The sequence below is a fragment of the Lentilactobacillus farraginis DSM 18382 = JCM 14108 genome (assembly GCF_000583655.1).
GTDB classification, from domain to species: domain Bacteria; phylum Bacillota; class Bacilli; order Lactobacillales; family Lactobacillaceae; genus Lentilactobacillus; species Lentilactobacillus farraginis.
In genome coordinates, this window is sequence record NZ_BAKI01000015.1 from 1 (window position 1) to 23,226 (window position 23,226).

At 43.9% G+C, this 23,226-nt stretch carries 18 protein-coding genes and 5 pseudogenes; 10 read left to right on the top strand and 13 right to left on the bottom strand.

Annotation, left to right across the window (positions count from 1 at the left end):
• Positions 1-100: 100 nt before the first annotated feature.
• From JCM14108_RS06760 to JCM14108_RS15220, 4 genes are all read right to left on the bottom strand, one after another.
• Positions 101-565 carry a C40 family peptidase gene (locus JCM14108_RS06760; protein WP_035179530.1) on the bottom strand — a complete coding sequence of 155 codons (465 nt, stop codon included), beginning with the start codon at positions 563-565 and terminating at the stop codon, positions 101-103.
• A 330-nt stretch (positions 566-895) separates the two neighbouring features.
• Positions 896-1,648 (bottom strand): MMPL family transporter, encoded by a 753-nt coding sequence (locus JCM14108_RS15210; RefSeq protein WP_237745739.1) that lies wholly within the window; start codon positions 1,646-1,648, stop codon positions 896-898.
• A complete protein-coding gene (locus tag JCM14108_RS15215) occupies positions 1,588-3,078 on the bottom strand; it encodes an MMPL family transporter (protein WP_237745740.1) in 1,491 nt (496 codons plus the stop codon). The genes JCM14108_RS15210 and JCM14108_RS15215 overlap by 61 nt, the downstream gene beginning before the upstream one ends.
• Positions 3,066-3,602, bottom strand: a complete 537-nt coding sequence (locus JCM14108_RS15220; RefSeq protein ID WP_237745741.1) for an MMPL family transporter — start codon at positions 3,600-3,602, stop codon at positions 3,066-3,068. Before JCM14108_RS15220 ends, JCM14108_RS15215 begins: the two co-directional genes overlap by 13 nt.
• Before the next feature lie 166 nt (positions 3,603-3,768).
• Here JCM14108_RS15220 and JCM14108_RS06770 point away from each other — a divergent pair.
• From JCM14108_RS06770 to trxA, 5 genes and pseudogenes are all read left to right on the top strand, one after another.
• Positions 3,769-4,757 (top strand): annotated as a pseudogene (locus JCM14108_RS06770) (linear amide C-N hydrolase).
• Between the two features lie 378 nt (positions 4,758-5,135).
• Positions 5,136-5,690, top strand: coding sequence for a glycoside hydrolase family 73 protein (locus JCM14108_RS06775; protein ID WP_235807117.1), 555 nt, complete (start codon positions 5,136-5,138; stop codon positions 5,688-5,690).
• Positions 5,642-5,752, top strand: coding sequence for a hypothetical protein (locus tag JCM14108_RS16095; protein WP_338034177.1), 111 nt, complete (start codon positions 5,642-5,644; stop codon positions 5,750-5,752). Before JCM14108_RS06775 ends, JCM14108_RS16095 begins: the two co-directional genes overlap by 49 nt.
• 85 nt (positions 5,753-5,837) lie before the next feature.
• The gene (locus JCM14108_RS06780) at positions 5,838-6,599 is read left to right on the top strand and encodes a TerC family protein (protein ID WP_035179609.1); all 762 of its coding nucleotides are present in this window, start codon (positions 5,838-5,840) and stop codon (positions 6,597-6,599) included.
• Positions 6,574-6,896 (top strand): annotated as a pseudogene (trxA, locus tag JCM14108_RS06785) (thioredoxin). Before JCM14108_RS06780 ends, trxA begins: the two are co-directional and overlap by 26 nt.
• Before the next feature lie 5 nt (positions 6,897-6,901).
• On the opposite strand, the gene JCM14108_RS06790 reads toward trxA, so the two are convergent.
• Positions 6,902-7,291, bottom strand: a complete 390-nt coding sequence (locus JCM14108_RS06790; RefSeq protein ID WP_035179536.1) for a hypothetical protein — start codon at positions 7,289-7,291, stop codon at positions 6,902-6,904.
• A gap of 159 nt (positions 7,292-7,450) precedes the next feature.
• Between JCM14108_RS06790 and JCM14108_RS06795 the strand changes: the two genes are divergently transcribed.
• Both JCM14108_RS06795 and apf read left to right on the top strand, forming a co-directional pair.
• The gene (locus JCM14108_RS06795; protein WP_035179543.1) at positions 7,451-8,005 is read left to right on the top strand and encodes a GNAT family N-acetyltransferase; all 555 of its coding nucleotides are present in this window, start codon (positions 7,451-7,453) and stop codon (positions 8,003-8,005) included.
• 319 nt (positions 8,006-8,324) lie between these two features.
• Positions 8,325-8,996 carry an aggregation-promoting factor gene (gene apf / locus JCM14108_RS06800; RefSeq protein ID WP_476703342.1) on the top strand — a complete coding sequence of 224 codons (672 nt, stop codon included), beginning with the start codon at positions 8,325-8,327 and terminating at the stop codon, positions 8,994-8,996.
• A gap of 108 nt (positions 8,997-9,104) precedes the next feature.
• Here the strand turns inward: apf and JCM14108_RS06805 are convergent, their stop codons facing one another.
• From JCM14108_RS06805 to JCM14108_RS06830, 6 genes and pseudogenes are all read right to left on the bottom strand, one after another.
• Positions 9,105-10,061, bottom strand: coding sequence for a hypothetical protein (locus JCM14108_RS06805; RefSeq protein WP_035179545.1), 957 nt, complete (start codon positions 10,059-10,061; stop codon positions 9,105-9,107).
• Between the two features lie 12 nt (positions 10,062-10,073).
• Positions 10,074-11,969: an ABC transporter ATP-binding protein gene (locus JCM14108_RS06810; protein ID WP_035179547.1), complete on the bottom strand. Its 1,896-nt coding sequence runs from the start codon at positions 11,967-11,969 to the stop codon at positions 10,074-10,076.
• Positions 11,969-13,702 carry an ABC transporter ATP-binding protein gene (locus JCM14108_RS06815; RefSeq protein WP_035179549.1) on the bottom strand — a complete coding sequence of 578 codons (1,734 nt, stop codon included), beginning with the start codon at positions 13,700-13,702 and terminating at the stop codon, positions 11,969-11,971. Before JCM14108_RS06815 ends, JCM14108_RS06810 begins: the two co-directional genes overlap by 1 nt.
• Before the next feature lie 319 nt (positions 13,703-14,021).
• Complete coding sequence (locus JCM14108_RS06820) at positions 14,022-14,396, bottom strand: hypothetical protein (RefSeq protein WP_035179554.1); 375 nt, start codon at positions 14,394-14,396, stop codon at positions 14,022-14,024.
• A gap of 200 nt (positions 14,397-14,596) precedes the next feature.
• Positions 14,597-15,568, bottom strand: coding sequence for a GMP reductase (locus tag JCM14108_RS06825; protein ID WP_035179556.1), 972 nt, complete (start codon positions 15,566-15,568; stop codon positions 14,597-14,599).
• A gap of 92 nt (positions 15,569-15,660) precedes the next feature.
• Positions 15,661-16,949: pseudogene (locus JCM14108_RS06830) on the bottom strand (adenylosuccinate synthase).
• Between the two features lie 228 nt (positions 16,950-17,177).
• Here JCM14108_RS06830 and purB point away from each other — a divergent pair.
• Positions 17,178-18,472, top strand: a pseudogene (gene purB, locus JCM14108_RS06835) (adenylosuccinate lyase).
• A gap of 400 nt (positions 18,473-18,872) precedes the next feature.
• Here purB and JCM14108_RS06840 read toward each other — a convergent pair.
• Positions 18,873-19,754, bottom strand: coding sequence for a LacI family DNA-binding transcriptional regulator (locus tag JCM14108_RS06840; RefSeq protein ID WP_237745742.1), 882 nt, complete (start codon positions 19,752-19,754; stop codon positions 18,873-18,875).
• The gene (locus JCM14108_RS15225) at positions 19,751-19,864 is read right to left on the bottom strand and encodes a LacI family DNA-binding transcriptional regulator (RefSeq protein ID WP_237745743.1); all 114 of its coding nucleotides are present in this window, start codon (positions 19,862-19,864) and stop codon (positions 19,751-19,753) included. The genes JCM14108_RS06840 and JCM14108_RS15225 overlap by 4 nt, the downstream gene beginning before the upstream one ends.
• Before the next feature lie 245 nt (positions 19,865-20,109).
• On the opposite strand from JCM14108_RS15225, the gene JCM14108_RS06845 reads away from it, so the two are divergent.
• Both JCM14108_RS06845 and JCM14108_RS06850 read left to right on the top strand, forming a co-directional pair.
• Positions 20,110-21,486, top strand: a complete 1,377-nt coding sequence (locus tag JCM14108_RS06845; protein WP_035179558.1) for an SLC45 family MFS transporter — start codon at positions 20,110-20,112, stop codon at positions 21,484-21,486.
• Between the two features lie 62 nt (positions 21,487-21,548).
• Positions 21,549-23,215 (top strand): annotated as a pseudogene (locus JCM14108_RS06850) (glycoside hydrolase family 13 protein).
• The last annotated feature ends 11 nt before the right edge of the window (positions 23,216-23,226 follow it).

The window sequence follows — 23,226 nt, forward strand, 5'->3', positions numbered from 1 at the left end:
AAAAAAGAGAGCTGGGATAAAATGAATTATCCCAGCTCTCCGAAATAGATATTAAGTTGTTACAAAATGATACTTTGGAACTTTAAGATATGTTTTACAATTAATCGAGATCGGTTACGTGAACACCGCCAACGTAATGCCACCATGGTGCTTTGACACTCTCAGTGATAACACCACGATTTTGAGCATCAATCATCTTGCCACCGCCGATATAGAGACCAACGTGTGAAATCGAAACGGCACTGCCACCAAAGAATACCAAGTCACCTTTTTCCAAATTGCTGTAGGAAACCTTCTTTGCGGCATTATACTGAGCTTGAGCAGTCCGCGGAATCGAAACACCGGCACCTTTTTTATAAACGTAGCTGGTGAATCCGGAACAGTCAAATGATGATGGACCGGTAGCACCCCAAGCATATGGTTTGCCGAGGTTTTGTTTAGCAACATTATAGACTGACGAATAAGATGGTTCATCTGTCTTTGCAGCTTGGGCAGTTGTGAAACCTGCCGTTAATAAAGTGAAGAACGCAACTAACACTAAAACGATTTGTTTATGTACTTTCATTATTTTTAACAACTCCCTATCAATTTACAAGTACAATCCTACCAATATTTTGTTGCAGGACTGTGACAAACAATTTTCAATGCAGTTAAGGAAGATGTCGGAATGAAATATTGTGCGCAATTGGTCAGCTGATATGGGGCGTAAGCGTTACTCTGACAAGGTAAAATTCATCCGGATAAATAAAAAACGTCTGATTTAATTCAGACGTTTAAGCGGATTTATCTTTTAAATGAAGCAATTTTAAGCCGTTTTTAGGGGGATCTAACGGAATATAACTGGAAATATTACAGTTTGGGAACAAACTTAAGTTGAAAATCGATCGTGGCTGGATTATTTATCTTGCGAATGCTGCTTTTTCCTCGGCAGGGTAACGGCCAGTTTGCCAAGAGAGGAGACAATCATTGGTAAAACCAGATAGTAGACGCAAGCTGTGTAAATGACAATCAGGGCCGTTTCAATCATTGCCAGTGAAGCCCCGAAAGTGAGGGCGATGGCCAGCACGGTGATTACCAGGAGCATGTAACGGACTACCTGACCGTAACTGGTCATAGTGGGCAGGATCCAGTCGAGTAGGGATAATTCCGTGTAACGATAGGATAACCCAAGCGCGATAATCTGCCAGGCCCCCAGTGCTGCCAAAACGGTTGCGGCGATGAGCGGGACCTGCCAGTCGAGCTGTTTAACGCTGGCGGTGAAGTGCATGGTTAAATAGGTCAGTTGAAAACCGGTCAGTGCCGACATGCCAAATGCGACCGTCCAATAAAACGGCTGCAGGATTGCTCGGCTCAAGATGAACACGGCAATTAAAATTCCGATTATTAAAATCAGCAGCAGAGTACCGAAGTGATGCGTCATTTTTGCCTGAACCAGGGACTGGATGATGGGTTCGCCACTGAGCGCAACGGTTGTCTTGGAAAGAGAAGTCCCTCGTAATTGAAGCCTAATTTGTTGAGTTAGTTGCTTAATTTGATGTGGGGTTGATTTACTTGAAGGTGAATTTTTTAAAATAATCTGAAGGGTCGTTATTCGGTGATTTCGGCTGGCATAATTAAATAGGGTCTGCTGAAAATCGGTATCCGCCAATTGCGCTTTAGTAATATAGTAAATGTTGCGCCGCCGGATTTTTGAAGGCCGTTTAAGTAATCGTAGATACTATTTAGTTGGCTGGTTGAGGCGGTTACCTGTGAGTTAACGCCTTTTAGCTGCTGTTTGATTTGCTTAATTTGCCGACTGTATGCCTGCAGATTATTGTAACTAGTTTGACCGTAAGTTTGAATTACTTTTCCTTCAATAGCCAGTTGGCTGGTTCCGGAAGAAACGCCTTGAAGAGACTGATTTAATTGGTTAAGCCGCTGTTGGTATTGGCGAACCCGTTTATTGGCGCTTTGACGATCAGCAACCCCTGATTTGGCAGCGGCACTGGTTACCTGGGCAGCCAGATTACTGCTGTCTTGGATGATTTGGTTGCTTTTGGAAACCAGTGATGCCAATTGCTTGACCTGTCGATTTAATGATTTCAAGTTCAGCTTTCCCGTGTTGGTTTTTAACTGATTTGAGGCTTGGGACAATTGTCCCGTAGCTTCTTTGGCACTCAGCCCGATTGACTGCAGTTGGTTGGCAACATAGTATTTTTCAATTGGCATGCCGCTGGGTTGGGTTAATGAGTAAACGGCTTGAACGCCGGGCGTGTGCTGCAGCTTGGTAGTTAATTGGTCAAGACTTTGAAGGTTTCGTTCGCTGTTTAGTGCCTGACGGGCTTTTAAGTAAACGGTAACCGGCGTCGGCTTTCCAGCGCCAAAGTGTGCTTGGAGAACCCGGGCACCTTTTACTGCCTGATTGGTTTCAGTCAGATTGGTCATTGGTGAATAACTTAAGCTGTTGTGGTAGAAATAGATAAACGGCAGCGTAATGTATAAAGCAACTAATAGACCGGCAACCGGCTGCCACAAGGAAAATTCGGTTGCGGCTTTCCAATAATGAGAATGTAAGGCAGTTTTGGGCGTCCCACTCGGCCAAAAGAGGCTTTCACCCAAGGCAGCCGTAAAGACGGCGTTCAGGGTTGTAACCGCCAGTATTAAAATCGGGTAGGTAACTGCCAGCGCCCATAGGGATTGGATCTCATTAAAGTTGACCAGGGCACAAAGACCAAATAAAATTGTCAGGGTACCGCCAACAACAATAATTGGGAAACGTAATCCTTGAATAGTTTGTTTGGTGGCAGCTTTGGCTTCTTGTTGAGTAGTCAAAACACTTCTGAGCTTTCGATAGAGATAAATGTTCCAAATGGTTCCGAGTACCAACGTTGCCAAACCGATTTCCAAGGGAACGGATTGGCAAAAAGACCAGTTAAAGTGTTTAGCCAGATTCAAAGCGGTACTGTAGGAAACAACGAAGGCTGAAAACAGGGTGATAAAGGAAATTATCGCCGCAAAGAGCGCTTTAAAGTAAAGGCCAACGATTAAAGTCGAAGCAATAAAGAGCGCGATCAAGGTGATTTGCGTTATCTGAGCCATTTTTTGATTATTAACATCCCGAATAATTGCCGGCTGGTAACGTATGATTTAAGACCGGCAACTTTAACCTGACTTGTTAGTTCACCAACCAGGACCCGCAAATTTTGGTCAGCATCGATCGCCAGTAATACCAATTGTGTCGAACCGTCCTTCGACAACATTTGAGAACGTCCCGAAAGATTGTTGTCCGGTGTCGTTATTTGTCGAATATTATAAAAGGACTGATGCCGTTTCAATTTATCGATTGATGTTCGAATCGCGTTGACTTGTTTGGCTGTTAATTGACCGTGGGGATTTTCATAAACAATATTAATCTGAGTAGTCTTTCCCAATTGAGCTCCCCATTGTTGGTGGAGTTTGGCAGCCCTGGCTGGTTGGGAATTGGTACTGAAAGTTGGCTGACTGTATGACTGTAAAGTGGTTGTGATGCTTGGAGCAGAAATAATTGCAATGAAGACAATTATCAGCCATACTAACAACGTAAATACCCGATTTTTGTGTAAATTGGAAATTGTTTTGTTCATTATGATAGTTTTCCCCTATATGTACTTAATGTGACTGGGAATAATTTCTCAGTTAATAAAATTTTACCATTTTATGGCAGGGGTTGCGATATGAAATGTAGAACAGTCCTGCAGAAATGATAGTATTTGGCAGCTGTTTGGGTTGAGAAATAAGGTGAACGTTTAGATGTGTACGAGTATCCTACAAATCGGTCAACAAGACCAGAGCCATGTGTTGGCTCGAACAATGGACTGGCCGCACTTGGGTGCCAAACCGATGTTTTGTCCGCGGCAGTACCATTGGCATTCCGTATTTGATGATCACGAATATGTTACAAAGTACGCGTTGATTGGTTCCGGCGGCCAACACGGACGGCGGATTGACGCGTCGGACGGCGTTAATGAATTTGGCTTGGCCGTCCAAAAACTGACTTTTACAAACGGTAGTCAGCTGGTAACGGAACCGACAGCGGGGCGAATTCATTTGGCGCCGTTTGAACTCTCGTTTTATCTGTTGACCAATTTTAAATCAGTTCAGGACATTATTGACCATCTTCATGAGATTGAATTGATGGCTGATAAGCACAGCTTGATGAAATATGGGCACAGTGAGTTGCATTTTGCTGCCTGTGATCCGACGGGGCGGATTGTTGTGATTGAGCCGGTGACGCATCCGATTGAAGTGATTGATAATCCATTAGGTGTGTTAACCAACAGTAATCACTTTGAACGTCAAATTAATAAATTGGAAAAATACGTTGATTTCACGTCAGCGTTCAGAAATGGCACGGTACCGCTTAATACGCCACGGGTTACGACGGGAAACGTTTCCGGAAAAGCGATTCCGCCAGGTTCTTATTCACCGGGTTCCCGATTTATTCGAGCCGCCTATTTAAAAGAGCGGATTGATTTACCGGAAAATGAAATTGAAGCTTTTGATAATTGTTGGCATTTGTTGGATTCGGTCAATGTGCCGAAAAGTTCAGCACATCAGCCAACGTATTCGGTGTATCGAGCGGCGGTGTGTTGCGAAAGCCGCAATTACTATTATCAGTCTTATCATGCAAAGTCCGTTCTTAAAATCCAATTAACCGACGAACTGATAAGCGAACAAAGCCAATTTTCTATGAGGTGAGGGACGAGGTAAACTTTGAGTGTGCGAAACAAAACGGTTAGCACCCGGAGCATAAGGCGCCAAAGCGAGAAATCCCGGGCTTGGATTTTTCGATTTGGTCCCTTATGTGCAGCGGTGCTGTTTTGTGTAGCAGTCCTAAAAAAGTGTGCGGAGCTAAGCGATTAATGCCCGGAATATAAGACGTCGATTCGGAAAATCCCGGGCTTGGATTTTTTGAATCGAACTCTTATATGCAGTGGCATTGCTTAGCGGAGCAGTCCTAAAAAAGTGTGCGGAGCTAACCGGGATAAACCGGCGTGTAAGGCGTCTCTTTCGGAAATCCCGGGTTTGGATTTTTGAAAGAGAACCCTTACATGCAGGTTTGTGGTTAGCGAAGCAGTCCTCACTCAAACAAGAAAACACGAATCGGGATGAAAACAATGCATCGCAAGACCTGGTGGGTCATTTGTCTATTGCTGATAACAACGGCGGTTATTTCGGCTGGGCTTGCCGTACGAAACCGGCATCAAGCTGTTAAACAGCCGCCACGAGCTCCGGAAACGACTCAGTATAGTCGCCAACCCGTGACGGTGAAGCAGAAGAACAGGTTTATTAGGCGGATTTCAGCGCCGGCAGTAGCTAATTTTCAACGAAATCGAATTATTTTGCCGAGTGTGGTTGTGGCCCAAGCAGTTTTGGAATCCCATTACGGGCTGTCAACGTTGTATCGAGCGGCTAAAAACCCTTTTGGCATCAAGGGCAGTTATCACGGCAAATCAATGGCATTTTACACGCACGAAGTCATTAATGGCAAACCGATTCGGGTATTGGCAAACTTTCGGAAGTATCCGAATTTAAAAGCGGCGATTAACGACCATAATCAATTGCTTCATCGTAAATTTGTTAAGCAAAAAATATGCTCAGTTATCGAAAGGCGACCCGCTTATTGCAGCAAAACGGCTATGCGACGGATCCTCATTATGCAGCTAAATTAAATCGGCTTATTATAAAGTACAATTTGAGTCGATATGATTTGAAAGCGCTCAATAACAATTAATTTTAAATTGACTATTGCCGGGAATGCTAAAATAATATAATCTATGAAGCGAAGAGATAAAATATGAGGAGAGGTTGCCAAATTGTTGAATTGGGTTTCAGAGTTATACGGCCCGTTTTTTGATGCACATAATTGGAGTACGGTTATTACCAGCGGCAGTGACTGGTTGATTATTTTGTCACTGGTGACTATTGAATGTCTGCTGTCAGTGGACAATGCAGTGGTTTTGGCCGCACAAACTCAGGCGTTACCAACGAAGGTTCAGCGGGAAAAGTCGCTGTTCTACGGACTATGGGGTGCCTACTTATTTAGATTCTTAATTATTGGGCTGGGAACTTACCTGATTCATTTTTGGGAAATTAAAGTGATCGGATCACTGTATCTGATCTACTTGGTCTATTCGTTTTTCCGAAAAACAAGAGTTGTCCGAACCAAGAAATTAGCTAGTGAAAAGAAACACCATATCCCGTTATTTTGGTCGGTAGTTGCCCAAATTGAATTTATGGATGTTGTTTTTTCCGTGGATTCGGTTCTGGCTTCCTTAGCCATTTCACCTAATCCGGTGATTGTTTTAATTGGTGGGATGATTGGGATCTTGGCGATGCGGGGAGTTGCTGAAATTATCATGAAGTTGATGAGCAAGATCCCCGAGCTCCAGCCAATGGCGTATATTTTAATTGCCATTATCGCGTTGAAGCTGTTACTGTCGATTCCAATGATTGATATTGAAATCCCGGCACCTTTGTTTGGTGTTATTGTGATTGCGGCGGTTGTCATCACGTTAATTATTCATTATGTAAGAAAGGATCGAAAGAAAGCCGATGAGCGTAGAGATAACGAAGAATAATCTTCAAACCGAAACCAGCCATAAGTTAACGGTCATTGATTTTTGGGCGCCTGGTGTGGCCCTTGTAAGATTTTGGATCCAATCTTGGCAGATTTGGAGAAGACGTACGGAACTCAGATTCATTTTGGGAGAATGAATGTGGATGGTAACCAGGCAATTGCGGAACAGTACCATGTTTTAAGCGTCCCGAGTTTGGTTGTTTTTAAAAATGGCAAAGCAGCTGAAAAAGTTTCAGGTGTTTATCCAAAGGAAAAATTGGCAAAGTACTTCGAAAAGAAAATTGCTGAAGTTAACTAGGCAAGCTATTTAAACGGCTTGACGCCCTGCTTGGCTGCCATTTTGGTCAGCTCTTTGTCCAAGACATCCAGTCCCTGAAGTGGAAAATTAAAGATGGGGGCAAAATAGTTGTGCCGTTGTGGGTCGGGAACTTCCTGACTCTTTTTTAAATGGGGCAGGAATTGCTGAAGATCCGTTTTTGTGAGGGCCATTTGCCGGGCGTAGTACATGACTCGTCGATAGACGACATTCTTGAACCAAAGATAATAGATAATTAAAGCGGCGATGACATACCAAAAAATGCTCCAAGTAATGCCGATTCGGCTGGGGTCAAGAAAACCAAGTGTCAGGGCAGCGATAACGAAAATCAAGTAGGTGATAACCCCAATAATTGCAAATTTTACTTTTGTTGACATAATTAACCAACTTTCTCATTGTTTTTTAATACTGTTATCCTTTATACTAAGAACAGTGTATAAAAGCTGTCATGATCCGGCAACTTTTTAATTAGTGATATTTTGAAAGAAATCGTTAATTACATTATATAGAAAATATAGAAAGCGTGGAGATCAGTCGTGAAATTTTCAATTGAAACAGCCCAAAGAGACGAGTATTCGGATATTAGGGCGATTATTGCCGAAAGCTATACCAACCAGGAAACCAATACGGATGGTGATGAGGTCGATATGGTAGATCGGCTGCGATCTTATAGCGATTATCAGTCAGAATTTGAAGTTGTTGCTAAAAGTCATGATCATCAAGTTATTGGCCATGCTTTGATGATCCCCGTCACGATTCGCTCACTTCACCATCATCATCGAATTGTCTCGATTGTTGAGGTCAGTGTCCCAAAGCAATACCGGGACAAAGGCGTTGGTCAGGCGTTGGTTTATGAACTGGAGAACCGCGCGCAATTAGCCGGCTATCCGGCTGTTAGTGCGATTGACAACACTGACTTTTTCTACGAGTTGGGATATGTTGCGGCTGAGAATTTCAATATCTTCTCAACGATGCCAGTGGCTGTTAACGCCAACCTGATTAAGCCGTTAACTGATGGTGGCCTGTTCAAACGAAGCGGTAAGATTTATTATCCTGAAGAATTCTATGGTGTTCGCAGATCAGAATCTTAGGATATCACATACTTATGATGAAAAGCAGCCTTTTAGCGAGGCTGTTTTTTTATTTTTGACTATTTTTTTATTGAAACCAGGTGCGATTGAAATATAGCCAAAAGTGGCCTAAACGAACCTCTATGAATAATCTGGCGTTGTTTCAATAAATGATCGTTTAACAAAAATTACCGTCTCGTTACATCATTTACACATCTCTCATCAAGATTAATACTGGTGTTATTTGTTTGTCACACCAATGGGATAGACTATGCATTGTTGATTGATGAGATCAACGACTTCCAGTAACAGACACAGGTATTTATAGGAGTGTGTAATTTTGAAAAAAGTTTTAACAATGATTCTCGCAACCTCAGCAGCCGCTGTTGGCCTTTTCTTCGCAGGATTTTCATATGCGTCCGCAGCTACGGTTGTAACGGTACAATCCGGAGATACGGTATGGGGACTTTCACAAAAATATAATGTCTCGGTCGATGCAATTGATCAAGCAAATAATTTAAACAGCTCAAGTGTGATTACCGTTGGGCAACAATTGAATATCCCTGATGGTAGTCAGGCTGCAGCGACGACCAGTCAACCGGTTCAACAAACAACATCTAGTCAATCATCTGCCTATACGCAGCCGCAGTATAAGCAGTCGGTTCAAACGAATGCAGCCACAACTGCCAATACGGCAAGCACGACGAATCAGGCAGCAAACAATACAGCAGCTTCAGCTCAAACTGCCACAACCACTTCAACCACTAATTCAAGTAACACAGGCGCATCAAACGGCAACTCTGCCAAAGCTTGGATTGCTTCTCATGAATCAGGCGGTTCCTACTCGGCTCGAAACGGCCAGTATGTTGGTAAATATCAATTAAGCGCTTCTTATCTGCACGGCGACTACTCAGCTGCCAACCAGGAAAAAGTTGCTAATCAGTACGTTGCCAATCGTTACGGTTCATGGTCGGCTGCCAAATCATTCTGGCAGGCAAACGGCTGGTACTAAAATATCAAGCATTCATAAATAAATCAGATAACTGTCAAAAAGACGCGCTATCACAATTAATGTGGTAGCGCGTCTTTTTATTTTCAGTAAGCAATTATTGGTAACGGGTTATTTCGTCATGTAAATGTAGAGCGTAGTCGTTGAATAACCGACTTGAAAATCAACACCGTTTGAGTGAAGTGCCTGGTTTGTGGTCTTACTGGTTTGATTGGATTTGGTTTGTTTTTGAAAATCGTGCATGATCTTTTTAGCGTTGGCACCAACGCTGTCGGCCAGGATAGAAAAGGTGACCGCAAAGTTCTTTGCCCGGGCTTTATCTTTCATTGCCGAAACAGGAACCATTAGCGCAATTCCAATTACCTGGTTTTGATCGGTATTGGTCCGAATGGTAACGTCGCTGGTTGTGACCAAATTATGAATACCTGATTGGGCTGTTGCCGGCAGTGAACGATTTTTCACCCGCTTTTGGGCTTGCTGCATGGCTTTGGTAACCTCGCTGCTGGTTGCTTTTAATTTGGCAGCCTGTGCTTTCAGCCGGTCTGCTTTGGCGGCCTGGGCCTGAAGATCTTTGGCTGCCGCAGCGTTGCCTGCCGCCAGTTTCTTTTTAGCAGTCGCAACTGCTTTTGTGATGGCTTGTTGCTGCTGTTTTAATTTGGTACTTTGGGCTTGTAAATACCGCGCCTTTTTCTGGTCTGTTTTGGAAAGGGCACTGGCTGTGATGGCCTGGTTGTATTTCTTCTGCAGATTACTGTAAGTCGTCAACGCGGCAGCCTTGGCAATCTTGACGGTTTGGTGGGAACCACCGGCTGATAGCGTCACTTTTTGTGAAGCCGCCTGGGCAGGAATAGTTAGGGCAAAGTGATGATTATGCGTCTTTTCGGTTTGCTGCTTACCATTATCGATTTGGTAATTAATCGTCTTGTAGCGGCTTTGTCCTTTGATGACCGCTGCAAGTCCGTCCGGTTTGAGTTGGTGATGATTGACCGATAGACTGGGTGAACCGCAGCCGGCAAGGCCGAAAACCAGAAGGACGGCGGCAAAACCGATACCAATTAATTTCTTCAATGTCGGGCCTCCTTAGTTGTATGAAACGTTGTCTGAAAATTGACTGTTATACAAGTCGGCATAAAAACCATTTTTCGCCAACAATTCATTGTGGGTACCGGTTTCAACGACCGAGCCATGATTCATCACGATGATATTGTCGGCATTTTGAATCGTTGAAAGTCGATGGGCCACCACAAAGCTGGTCCGATTCTTTAATAATTCGCTCATGGCGTGTTGAATTTGGACTTCAGTTCGAGTATCAACCGAACTGGTAGCTTCATCCAAAATCAAAATTTCCGGATCCGCGACAAAGGCTCTGGCAATGGTCAGTAGTTGGCGCTGCCCCTGTGAGATGTTGGATGCAGCTTCGTTTAAAACGGTGTCGTAGCCATTCGGCAGTTTTCTGACAAATTCATCAACGTGAGCGGCCTTGGCGGCTTCAATGATGTCGTCTCGGCTTGCGTCTTCGCGGCCGTATTTAATGTTATCGTAAATGGTACCGGTAAACAGCCAAGTATCTTGAAGAACCATGGCAAAATGTGAGCGGAGTTTTTCCCGGTCAATATCTCGGGTATCGACGCCCTTTAAGCGAATCGAGCCGCCGGAAACGTCATAAAAGCGTTCCAGCAGGTTGATGATGGTTGTCTTACCGGCACCGGTTGGCCCGACAATGGCAACCTGCTGGCCCTTTTTAACCTGCAGATTGTAGTCGGTTAACAATAATTCACCCGGCTCATAGCCAAATTGAACGTGTTCCAGGGCGACAATATTGTCGGAATTCTTTTCTACCGGCCGATTTTGATTGGTATTCTTCATTTCTTCTTCGTCGATAACGTCAAAGACCCGTTCAGCTGAGGCAATCGTTGACTGAATTGTGTTCATCAGGTTGGCCAGTTGTGAAATGGGTTGTGAGAATTGGTTGGTATATTGAAGAAAGGCCTGGACATTTCCCAAGGTGATGCTGCCGTTGGCAACTTGAATGCCACCAATAATGGCTACGAACACATAGCCAATGTTGTTCATGAAAATCATCAAGGGCATGATAATCCCAGAGATAAATTGCGCTTTCCAAGCGGATTGGTAATATTTATTGTTTTGATCCTCAAATTTTTCAATGGTGTCTTTTTCCTTGTTGAAACTTTTGAGGACCACTTGGCCGGCGTAGTTTTCCTCAACCTGATTATTTAACAGGCCGAGGCTTTTTTGTTGAGCGGCAAAATATTTTTGTGATTTCGGGGCAACAATCCCAACAACTACCAGACTAAGCGGGATGGTCACAAAGGCAATCAGCGTTAGTTTCCAACTAATTGAAAACATCATCCAGAGCGTTCCGATGAATGTCACAAAGCTGGTAACGGCTTGCGTTAAACTTTGTTGGAGGGTGCTGGCGATGTTGTCCATGTCATTAACGGCCCGGCTCATGATGTCACCATTGCTGTGGGTGTCGTAATATTTAATCGGTACTTTACGCATCTTTTGTTTCATTTGTTTTCGCAACCGGTAAACGGTTCGCTGAGAAATCAAGGTCATAATGTACTGCTGTAAATAACTGAAAACGGCTGAAGCAAGGTACATTAACGTTACGATAATGATAATATGGATAATTTTATCGAAATTAATCGGCAGATTGCCGATGTTAAAGCCGGCTTTCTGTTGGGCGGTTCCTTTTATAACACCCTTGTAAATTTCGGTGGTTGCTTCACCCAGAATCTTGGGGGTTCTGATTTGGAAGATAACGCTGGTAATCGCGAAAACCATTACCAAAATTAAGCCGATAATCCGATCGGACATGTAGTGCATTAAACGAGAGGTGGTCTTCCAAAAATTCTTGGGCTTTTCAACCACGCCACGGGGGCCGCCAGGACCGTGACCGCCGGGACCCTGTGCCGGTCGATTTTGAGATGATGAGGTTTCTTTTTCAGCCATTATTTCTCCTCCTCTCTGATTTGGGACTTAATAATTTCCTGATAAACTTTATTTGTCTTTCGAAGTTCGTTATGGGTTCCTTTACCGACCAGCTTGCCGTTATCCAGAACCAAAATCAGGTCGGCATCGGCAACGGTCGCGATTCTTTGAGCAACGATTACAGTGATACTTTGCTGAATGTGGGGATCATGGCGCAAAGCGGCCCGCAAGTCGGCATCGGTTTTAAAGTCCAGTGCGGAAAACGAATCATCAAAAACGTAAACGGCAGCTTGTTTGACCAACGCCCGGGCAATTGCCAGTCGTTGCCTTTGACCGCCGGAGAAGTTGCCGCCGCCTTGTTCAACGTGAAGATCCAAGCCTTCAGGATAGTCCTGAACAAAGTCCTTTGCCCGGGCAATTTCCAAGGCATGCCAGATTTCGTCGTCGGTGGCGTCATCTTTACCATATTTCATATTATCCCGTAAAGTCCCGGTAAACAGGGTGGCTTTTTGCGGTACTAATGAAATGGCTTCATGCAATTTATCAAGGGCCATATCGTTGACGTTGACGCCGTCCAATTCGACTTTTCCGGATTCAACATCGTAGAATCGGGGGATTAGGTTGATCAGAGACGTCTTTCCGGAACCGGTTCCGCCGATAATCGCGACTGTTTGGCCGCTTTGGGCTTTAAAGTCAATATCCGTTAAAGCCGGCAGTTCGGCATTCCGGTAGCGGTAGGTGACGTGGTCGAATTTTAAAGTATGGTTGGTCGTTTTAGGATTAATAGTAACAGGTTTTGGATTTACCTTCAGTGACGAATGCAGATTCAGGACTTCCTGGATCCGTTTTGCGGAGGCCTGAGCCCGTGGAATGAAGATAAAGACCATCGACATCATCATAAAACTCATTAGGATTTGCATGGCATATGTCATGAAAGCAATCAGATTACCAACTTGCATGGACTGGGTGCCGATCAGTTTGGCGCCAAACCAGATAATAGCAATGTTGGTACCGCTCATGATCATCGTCATTACCGGAAAGGCAAGGGCCATTAAAACGTTAACGTTGATGGCATTTTGCGTGTAATCCTTATTGGCATCTTCAAAGCGGTCCTGCTCAAATTGATCTTGGCGGAAAGCTCGGATCACCCGGACACCGGTTAATCCTTCACGGAAAATTCGATTAATTTTATCGGTTTTGGTCTGCATTGCCCGAAACATTGGTACGGCATAGTAAAGCAGGAAGCCGATAAACAGGGCCATAATCGGAAGAACGACCAAAAAGACGGTGGTTAACTGATGGTTTTTGGTGTAGGCCAGAAAACTGGCTCCGATCAGCATAATTGGTGCCATTAACATCATTCGCAGCATAATAATGCCGACATTTTGAATCTGCACCACGTCATTGGTAGTTCGGGTAATTAACGAAGACGTTTCGATTTGATCGTACTCGTCATTTGAAAAATTAATGACCTTTCGGTAGATGTCACTTCTCAAATTTTTACCCAGCTTTTGCGAAGTTGTTGCTGCCAAAAAAACGTTGCAGACAGCTGCCGCAATACTCAAAAGCGAAAAGCCGACCATCTTAAAGCCAACTTGCCAGATGTAATTAATATTTCCGGTAGCAACCCCGTTATTAACGATATCTGAAGTTAAGCTGGGCAGATTCAGGTTGGCAATCACTTGGATAGCCATAAAAAAGACAGCCCCCAGGACTGCAAGGTAGGAGATTCGTCCCTTAGCGATTTTTAGCAATAGTCATACCCCTTTCGATTACTGATTTTGAAGAACAGTATTTAACAAACATTGGTTAGTTTACACCAAATTACTAAAAATGGAAGCTTTTCTTGTAGGAATGTTAAATTTTCTTATACTTTTGTCAATCTAGTTAACAATTTAATTTGAAAAACGGACTAATCATTGCCTAAAAAAGAAGAGAATGGCAGGAAGTTGCCTTTCGGCGCACGTTTCACTCGGTAATAATCGTGATTACACAAAAGAGACTGGACAAAATTACTTTTGTTTCAGTCTCTTTTAAATGATTTGATTTATTTTATTTCTATTCCTAAAGCGATTAATGAATGCCAAATTTAAACCAGGCATGATTATTCTCGCTCTTGTTAACGGCAAACGTATAGGTTCGATTAGTGTTGAATTTACCTGAATCCAAGCCCCAGGCAAAGTTGACGGCCGAATGAAATAATTTTACGTGCGTTCCCTTCTTTAGGGTGTAAGTGCCGACTTTGTAACGGTTGGTCATTGGATTGGTATTTCGGATTTTGAACACTTCTATATTTTGCTTCAAAGTAACCCAGTGGGACTGATTCCAAAACGGATTGGCCGGATTATAAATGTTCATAGCGTGACTTACCGATGGGGTGGCAGTGATAAAGCTAACGGCCAGTAAAAAAGTAATCAGGTTTAATTGAAATCCCTTTTTAAACGTCATTTCAATCCCTCCAGACTAAGTTAATCAACAATGGTGGATATCTTTAGTTACATTTAGAAAATACCTGTTGGTGGTTGAAATGTCAATTAGTTTGCGCCGTAAATTATTTGAAAAATCTAAAGGGAAAAAGCCGGGGTCGGCCAATCAAAAAGCGCTTCGACAACCAGATGCTGTCGAAGCACTTAGTGAATGGAGATTAGCTAATCTCCGTTTAAAATTGAATTTTTAACAATCACATAATCGACTGTTCGAATATCTTTTAACTCTTTACCACCTGCATAGGAGATGGAAGATTGTAAATCCTGTTGCATTTCAAATAGTGTATCGGAAATCTTACCGCGGTAGGGAACCAACATTTGACGGCCCTCAACATTGCGGTAAGCGCCCTTTTGCTTTTCAGAAGCTGAGCCCCAATACTGCTTGTATTTTTTACCGTCGATACTGATCACGCTGCCCGGCGATTCCTCATGGCCGGCCAGTAGGGAGCCAATCATAACCATTGAAGCGCCAAAACGAACAGACTTGGCAATATCGCCATTAAAGCGGATACCACCATCGGCAATCATTGGTTTTCTGGCAGCCTTTGAGCACAGCCGAAGAGCGGCTAATTGCCAGCCACCGGTTCCAAAACCGGTCTTTAGCTTGGTAATGCAGGCCTTACCCGGGCCGATGCCGATTTTAGTTGCATCGGCACCGGCGTTTTCGATTTCTCTAACGGCTTCCGGTGTCCCCAAGTTGCCGGCGATTAGAAAACTGTCCGGTAATTTTTCCTTGATATAATGAATCATTTTGATAACAAAATCAGAGTGACCATGGGCAACGTCAATCGTAATGTATTCGGGTTTGTGATTGTGGGCAACCAGTTCGTCAATGAACTTGTACTCATCATCTTTGATCCCGACACTGATTGAGGCAAAAAGCCCCTTGGCGTGCATCATTTCGATGAACCCTTCCCGTTTTTCCGGCTGGAAACGGTGCATAATGTAGAAATAGCCGTTTTCCGCAAGCCAGATGGCTAAATCATCATTGATTACCGTTTCCATATTAGCTGGAACGACCGGAATCTTAAAAGTTTTCGGACCGAATTTGATGGATGTGTCAGCATCACTACGGCTCTTGATAATGCATTTATTGGGGATCAATTGAATATCTTCGTAATCAAAAACTTCCATTATTGTTTACCTCCGAAGTATGAGCGGGAGAAGTATTCCAAGCACAAGAAGTTCCCAGATGTGCTCGGCATTTAGAATTAAATTTTAATTGGCTAATTATTTTGCCAAACTTTTTCGACAACGTTTGTCTGTTCCCGATCCGGGCCAACAGAGAAAGTGGCCAGCGGCACATGAACCAATTCCGAAATTCGTTTCAGATAGTTGCGGGCATTTTCCGGCAGGTCGGCCAAGGTCTTGGCCTTGGTAATATCTTCCTCCCAGCCCGGTAGTTCTTCATAGACTGCTTCGCATTGGTTAAGTTCTTTTAAAGTTGCGGGATAATCGTCAATTTCCTTACCATCCAACTTATAAGCAACACAAATTTTTAATGTTTTAATGCCGGTTAGAATGTCGAGGCAATTGAGAGCCAGATGTGTAAAGCCGGATACGCGAGCTGAATGGCGGAGTACCACACTGTCAAACCAGCCGATTCGACGAGGACGTTTGGTTACCACACCGTATTCGTGACCGACTTCTCGAATGTGATCGCCGGTAGCATCCGTTAACTCGGTTGGGAAGGGACCTTCACCAACCGGGATGTATAGGCTTTGCAGACACCGATGACATTGTCGATTCGATTAGGGCCAATACCGGTACCAACCGCCGCACCACTGGCGCTCGGGTTGGAAGATGTGACAAACGGGTAGGTCCCGTGGTCAACATCCAGCATGACACCTTGAGCGCCCTCAAACAAAACGTTTTTATGTTCATCTAATGCGTTGTTGATTAAATAGGAAGCATCAATGACGTATGGGCGGATGCGGTCTGCGTATGCGTTATATTCATTAAAGATTGTGTCGAAGTTCAAGGGCGCAACGTCGTAAATCTTGGTCAGCAATTCGTTTTTAACTTCTAAAGCGCTTCGAAGTTTTTCTTCGAAAGTTTCTTTATCAATTAAGTCAGCGATTCTGATACCGATTCGTTCGTATTTGTCCATGTAGGCTGGGCCGATTCCTTTGTTGGTCGTCCCAATCTTGGCATCTTTCTTCTTTTCCTGTAAACCGTCTAAAAGGATATGGTAGGGCATAATAACGTGTGCCCGATTTGAAATCCGAAGATTATCGGTGCTGATACCGTCCTTTTTAAGCTGATCAATTTCATTAATCAGGGACTTGGGATTCACAACGACGCCGTTACCAATTACACTATATTTTTCCTGGTCAAAAATACCGGAGGGAATTAATTGTAAATGGTAGCTTTTGCCATTTAAGACAATGGTATGTCCGGCATTGTCGCCGCCTTGATAGCGGGCGGTAATGTCGGCGTCTTGGCCGAAGAAATCAGTGATTTTACCTTTTCCTTCGTCGCCCCATTGGCTTCCAACAACCACAATAGATGACATATGAACACCTCTAAATTTTATTGCCGGGAATCAACCCAGCATTTTTAATTCTACCAACTTGCACGGGAATGTCAACTAAAACATTAATAATTTGAACAGCTAAAACGTTCAACGTTCGACTTTAGATTTAAATGCGAACAAAATCTTTCTATATTATATAGAATGTAGTCAAAACATGAACAATATGATATTATTAACGTGTTAATATTTATGTGGAAAGGAACCATTATGATAGATAGATATTCTTTACCAGAAATGAAGCAGATTTGGTCACTTGATAATCAGTATGCCGCTTGGCTGAAAGTTGAAATTGCAATTGACGAGGCATGGTCGAAACTGGGCAAAATTCCCGCGGAAGACGTTGAGAAGATTAAGAAGAACGCCACGTTTGATTCTAAGCGAATTGCGGAAATTGAAGCTGTTACCCATCATGATATTGTTGCCTTTACCCGGGACGTGTCGGAATCACTTGGCCCAGAGAAAAAGTGGGTTCATTATGGGGTTACCAGTACCGATGTGGTTGATACCGCTTATGGTGTGCGCATTAAGCAGGCAAATGAAATCATTCGAAAAGATATCGATCATTTCATTGACGTCATTGCCAAGCAGGCTAAAAAATACAAGGATACGGTGATGATTGGCCGGACCCATGGTGTTCAGGCTGAACCGACGACCTTTGGCTTAAAATTGGCCCGTTGGTATTCTGAAATGAACCGCAATAAGCGTCGATTTGAAACGGCTTCAAAAGAATTGGAAGCCGGCCAAATTTCCGGAGCAGTGGGAACTTTTGCCAACGTGCCACCGTTTGTTGAACAATATGTGTGTGATTCACTGGGACTACATGCCCAAGAAATTACCAGTCAAGTTCTACCGCGTGATCTGCACGCCGACTATATTTCGACATTGGCACTGATCGCTACCAGTTTGGAAGAATTTGCTACTGAAATTCGTGGTCTGCAGCGCTCGGAAATTCATGAAGTTGAAGAACACTTTGACGCTGGGCAAAAAGGGTCATCCGCAATGCCGCATAAAAAGAATCCAATCGGTTCAGAAAATATTTGTGGCCTCGCAGGGTGGTCCGTGGACATATGATCACGGCTTATGAAGATGTGCCATTGTGGCACGAACGGGATATTTCCCATTCATCTGCCGAACGAATTATTATTCCCGATACATTAATCTTACTTGATTACATGTTGCATCGATTCTCCAGGATTCTGGAACGTTTAACTGTTTTCCCGGAAAGAATGAAACAAAACATGGGGCTGACTTATGGCTTGATTTACAGCCAGCGGGTAATGCTGAAGTTAATTGATTCCGGTATGACTCGTGAACAGGCTTACGATTTGGTCCAACCGTTGACCAAGCAGTCATGGGATAAAGGCATTCAATTCCGTGATTTGGTCGAAGGCGATAAGAAAATTACCGCTGCATTGAGTGAAGATCAAATTGCCGATGCGTTTGATTATCATTATCATATTCGCCATGTGGACGAGATTTTTGCCCGGGTTGGCTTGGAATAACTTTTTTGAAATTAATAAATTACTGACGAAAAGGCCTTGAACGGCATCGGAAATGATACTGTTCAGGGCCTTTTTTGAATTGGTACAGATAGAAAGTAGTTAGCTTGTAAATCCCCATTTTAAATTATTTCGAAAACCGACTTGGAGGTGTTCTCGATTAAAAATGCTGTTTATGGGATGGTTGGTCAAAACACGAAAACCGGCGCTTTAGTCGGGTTTTCGAAAATAATACTGGGCCTGAAATTTTAAATAAGGAATTGGCCTATAGGAAAGTGGGATGCTAAATCGCTTGATATTAAAGGAATTAGTTGGTTGACAAATTTTTGAATGGGCATACAATTAGAGTTACGTAAGCGCTTACGTAACTTGTTTTAGCTACACCGATCAATCGTGATCAGTGTTAAGTCGTCTCCCGGGGATCGATCCTGAAGGCGACAGTAGTCGTGGTAATTTGATGCGGCTGATCTCTTTGATTGATGACCTGATCAATCGCTTTTTCTCCCATCGTCACAAAATCCTGAGTCACACTGGTTAGTTTGGGACGGGTTTGCTGGCAAAGCTCAGTCCCGTCAATACTGATCAGTGCAACGTCGTTAGGGACATCAACCTGAGCATCGTAAAAACCATTTAGAAGTCCCCAAGAAACTTCGTCACTGATTCCGATGACGGCATCAACTAACCGGATTTGCTGCTGATAGTATTTGGCAGCGCGTATGCCGGCCTGATAGCTGTAATTTTCCTCATAAAGCCAGTCTGGTGAAAATGACAGGCCGCTGTCGGCAAGTGCTTGGCGATAGCCGGCAAACCGAAGGCGGGGGACGTAATCCTGGTGGACATTCGGACCGGCGAAACCAATTCGGCGACGGCCTTTTTGAATCAGGTAACGGGTTGCCTGGTAACCAATTTGGGTGTCGTCAGAAGAAACAGAGGACACCTGATGATTGGTGGCATCACCGATGACTTGAGGGAAAATGTTAGCTCGGTTGAGCATGTTGATGATTTGGAAACTGGGGTGGGTTGAAATAAACTGGACCGCGAAAACTCGCCGTTCAATCATTCCCCGAACTATTTTAGTCAGGCCGGCAGGATCGTTTTGTTGGGCAATCATTAAAATGACATCCAGTTGATGCTGCTTGGCTGCTGTCATAATTTGACGGATGATAAGGTCGTTAAAATTAGTTTCAAAGTCGGTGTAGATAACACCAATAGTATTGTTATGCCGGCTGGCAAGGTCCGCGGCGGAGCGGTCTTTGAAATAACCGATGTCATCGGCAATCTTCATGATTCGTTCAGCCGTTTGCCGACTGTAGCCGCCTGATGGTTAAGTACCCGGGAAACGGAAGCGGTAGAGACACCAGCGAGTTTGGCAATGTCTGAAATTTTAGCTCTCATAGTTTTCATCTCAATTTTGGCTTAATAATTTAATTATACATGATTTCACTGATCCAGCAGATAGTGATTGTGTTATTTTTTAAAGTCTGCCAAGTGATGTGTTAGAAACAAGTAATCAATTATTAATGACTTAGTTGATTAATTAAATTGGAACACTTGATTCAGCAATAATGCAACCGGTTGCTCAAAAAAGTGTTACTATGAAAATGTAACCGGTTGCAGTTAATGAAAGGAGATCTTTTGATATGAAAATTGCAACAAGCGATCAATCAGCCGTTACTCGAAAAGAGCCGGCTGTCGTCAGCAATCATTTACCATTTTTAAGCAAAACAACAATTTTCGCGATGACTTTCGGTTTTTTTGGCGTTAACATGGCCTTTGCGCTGCAGCAGTCGCAACTGGGCCGGATTTTCCAAACTATCGGGACGGATCCCAATAAATTAGGCTTCTTCTTTATCCTGCCGCCATTGGCAGGAATGGTTATTCAGCCGTTGATCGGTAAATATTCGGATAAGACGTGGAATCGGTTTGGCAGGCGGATGCCATATCTTTTAATCGGCGCGCCGGCAGCTGCTATTGTGTTGATTTTGCTGCCGAATGCCGGCTCGTTTGGGTTTGGTTACGGTTCGGCGGCCGCCTTATGGTTCGCAGCAGTTGCAACGTTGTTTATGGATTTGACGTCGAATGTCTGCATGCAGCCGTTTAAGATGGTGATCGGCGACATGGTTAACGAAGATCAAAAGGATTTGGCCTGGTCTTGGCAACAATCATTTTCAAACCTGGGCGGGGTGGTCGCCGCAATGATTCCGTTTATCCTGGCATTTGTCGGTATTCCAAATGTGGCTTCCAAGGGAGAAGTTCCCTTAACAGTTCGGATTGCCTTTTATCTGGCCGCTGCTGTGCTGTTGATTACGTCCGCGTTAACTATTTTGAAAGTTCACGAATACAATCCCGATAAGTACGCGGCCTATCACGGTATTGATGTTAATCAAAAAGCCGATCAGCCGGGACTGTTAAAATTATTAAAAGAAGCCCCAAAAGTTTTCTGGGAAATTTCTGTCGTCCAGTTCTTTACCTGGTTTGCAATTTTATATTCCTGGACTTATGCAACCGGTGCAATTTCACTAAACGTTTGGCATACCAGTAACCCGTCATCGATGGGCTATCAGGCAGCCGGTAACTGGTTTGGCGTACTGACATGCATTCAATCGATTGCAGCTGTATTATGGGGGTTGTTGGTTCAATCCCATACCAAGCCGAGTCACCGGAAATTCTGGTATCAATTTGGTTTAGCCGCTGGTGCCATTGGTTTTATCTCGATCTTCTTTATTCATAGCAAATATTTATTGATTGTGCCATTTATTTTGATTGGGATTACCTATTTGGTCATGAACACACAGCCGTTTTCACTATTGACAGAAGCTTTGGACGGTAAGCATGAAGGGTCGTATCTGGGGCTGTTTAACTGCAGCATTTGCCTGCCGCAAATTGTTGCTTCGATTGCCAGCTTTTGGATTTTTCCGTTAGTAGGCCATTCGATGCCGGGAATGTTCCTGGTTGGCGGCATTTCGTTAATATTGGCAGCGCTGTCGGTACGGCTGATCCATTCCAAATTCGATTGAATCGATTAATTTGAGTCAATAAATTAGCATCGTAAAAACAGTTAATGATTTAGGAGAAAATTATGGCACATAAGTGGTGGCAAAAAGCAGTTGTTTATCAAATTTACCCGATGAGTTTTCAGGACAGCAATAACGATGGCATTGGTGATTTGCCGGGAATTACCCAGCGCTTGATTATCTGCATCAACTGGGGGTTGATGTTCTCTGGCTGAATCCGATTTATAAATCACCCAATCAGGATAACGGCTATGATATTGCCGATTACCGGACTATTAATCCCCAGTATGGCACAATGGCCGATTTTGAAGAGCTGTTGGCAGCGACCCACCAGCGGGGTATGAAATTATTAATGGATTTGGTCGTCAACCATACCTCTGATCAACATGCCTGGTTCCAGGAAAGCAGGAAATCAAAAGATAATCGGTATGCTGATTACTATATCTGGCGTGATCCGGTTGATGGCCACGAACCAAATAATTGGCGTTCGGCCTTCAGCGGTCCTGCATGGACATATGTCCCTGAGCGAGGGCAGTATTATCTACATCTATTCGCTCCCGGCCAGCCCGATCTTAACTGGGAAAATCCCGAGGTCAGAGAAGCCGTCTTTAATATCGAACGCTTCTGGCTGGACAAGGGCGTTGACGGGTTCAGAATGGACGTTATCAACTTAATCTCCAAACCAGCCGGATTACCGGACGTTGCCGGGACGCCGACGGCAGGAACAACATTGGATTTCGTTGCCGATGGACCGCGTTTAAATGAATTCTTACGTCAGATGAATGATGAAGTCCTGTCACATTACGATGTGATGACGGTTGGTGAAATGCCCGGTTCAACGCCGGAAGATGCCATTAAATACACTGGGCTTGACAGTCATGAATTGAATATGGTGTTCCAGTTCCAACACGTGAACCTAAGCCCCAATCCGGATGTTCGGCTTGGTAAATGGAATGATCAGCCGGTTAAACTGCCGGAACTAAAAGTTGCCCTGAATCGCTGGCAGAAAGCGCTGGATGGTAAAGGCTGGAACAGTCTTTATTGGAATAATCATGACCAGCCACGGGCAGTTTCCCGTTTCGGCAATGACGACCCGAAGTATCGGGTATTGGCAGCTAAAATGTTGGGCACAACACTGCACATGATGCAGGGGACCCCGTATGTTTATGAAGGTGAAGAGTTGGGGATGACCAACGCCCACTTTACCAGAATTGACCAGTATGAAGATTTGGAATCGTTGAACATTTATCGTGAAATGGTTAAGCAAAGAAAATTGGTTGACGGCCCAACGATGTTGAAATACTTGGCAAATATGTCCCGAGATAATGCCCGGACGCCGATGCAGTGGGATGCCGGTAAAAATGCCGGCTTTACGGCTGGGACACCGTGGTATCGGCTGAACACCAACTATCCGGAGATTAATGTTGACGCAGCTTTAAAAGATCAGACGTCTGTTTTTTATCATTATCAAAAATTGATTAAGTTGCGTCACCAAAGCGATCTGATTCAATATGGGACGTTTGAGGAACTTGATCCGCTTGACGAGCAGGTTTATGCTTATCGGCGTCATTATCAGGGGCAGACACTGCTGGTAATGAGTAACTTTACCGATCAGGTAGTCCAACGGGATAGCGGCCAGCAAAAGGCCGATGAGTTATTAATCAGCAACTACCCTGATGATCAGGGCACGACGCTGAGACCTTATGAGAGTAAAGTGTATTTGTTTAAATAAGGGATTTTATT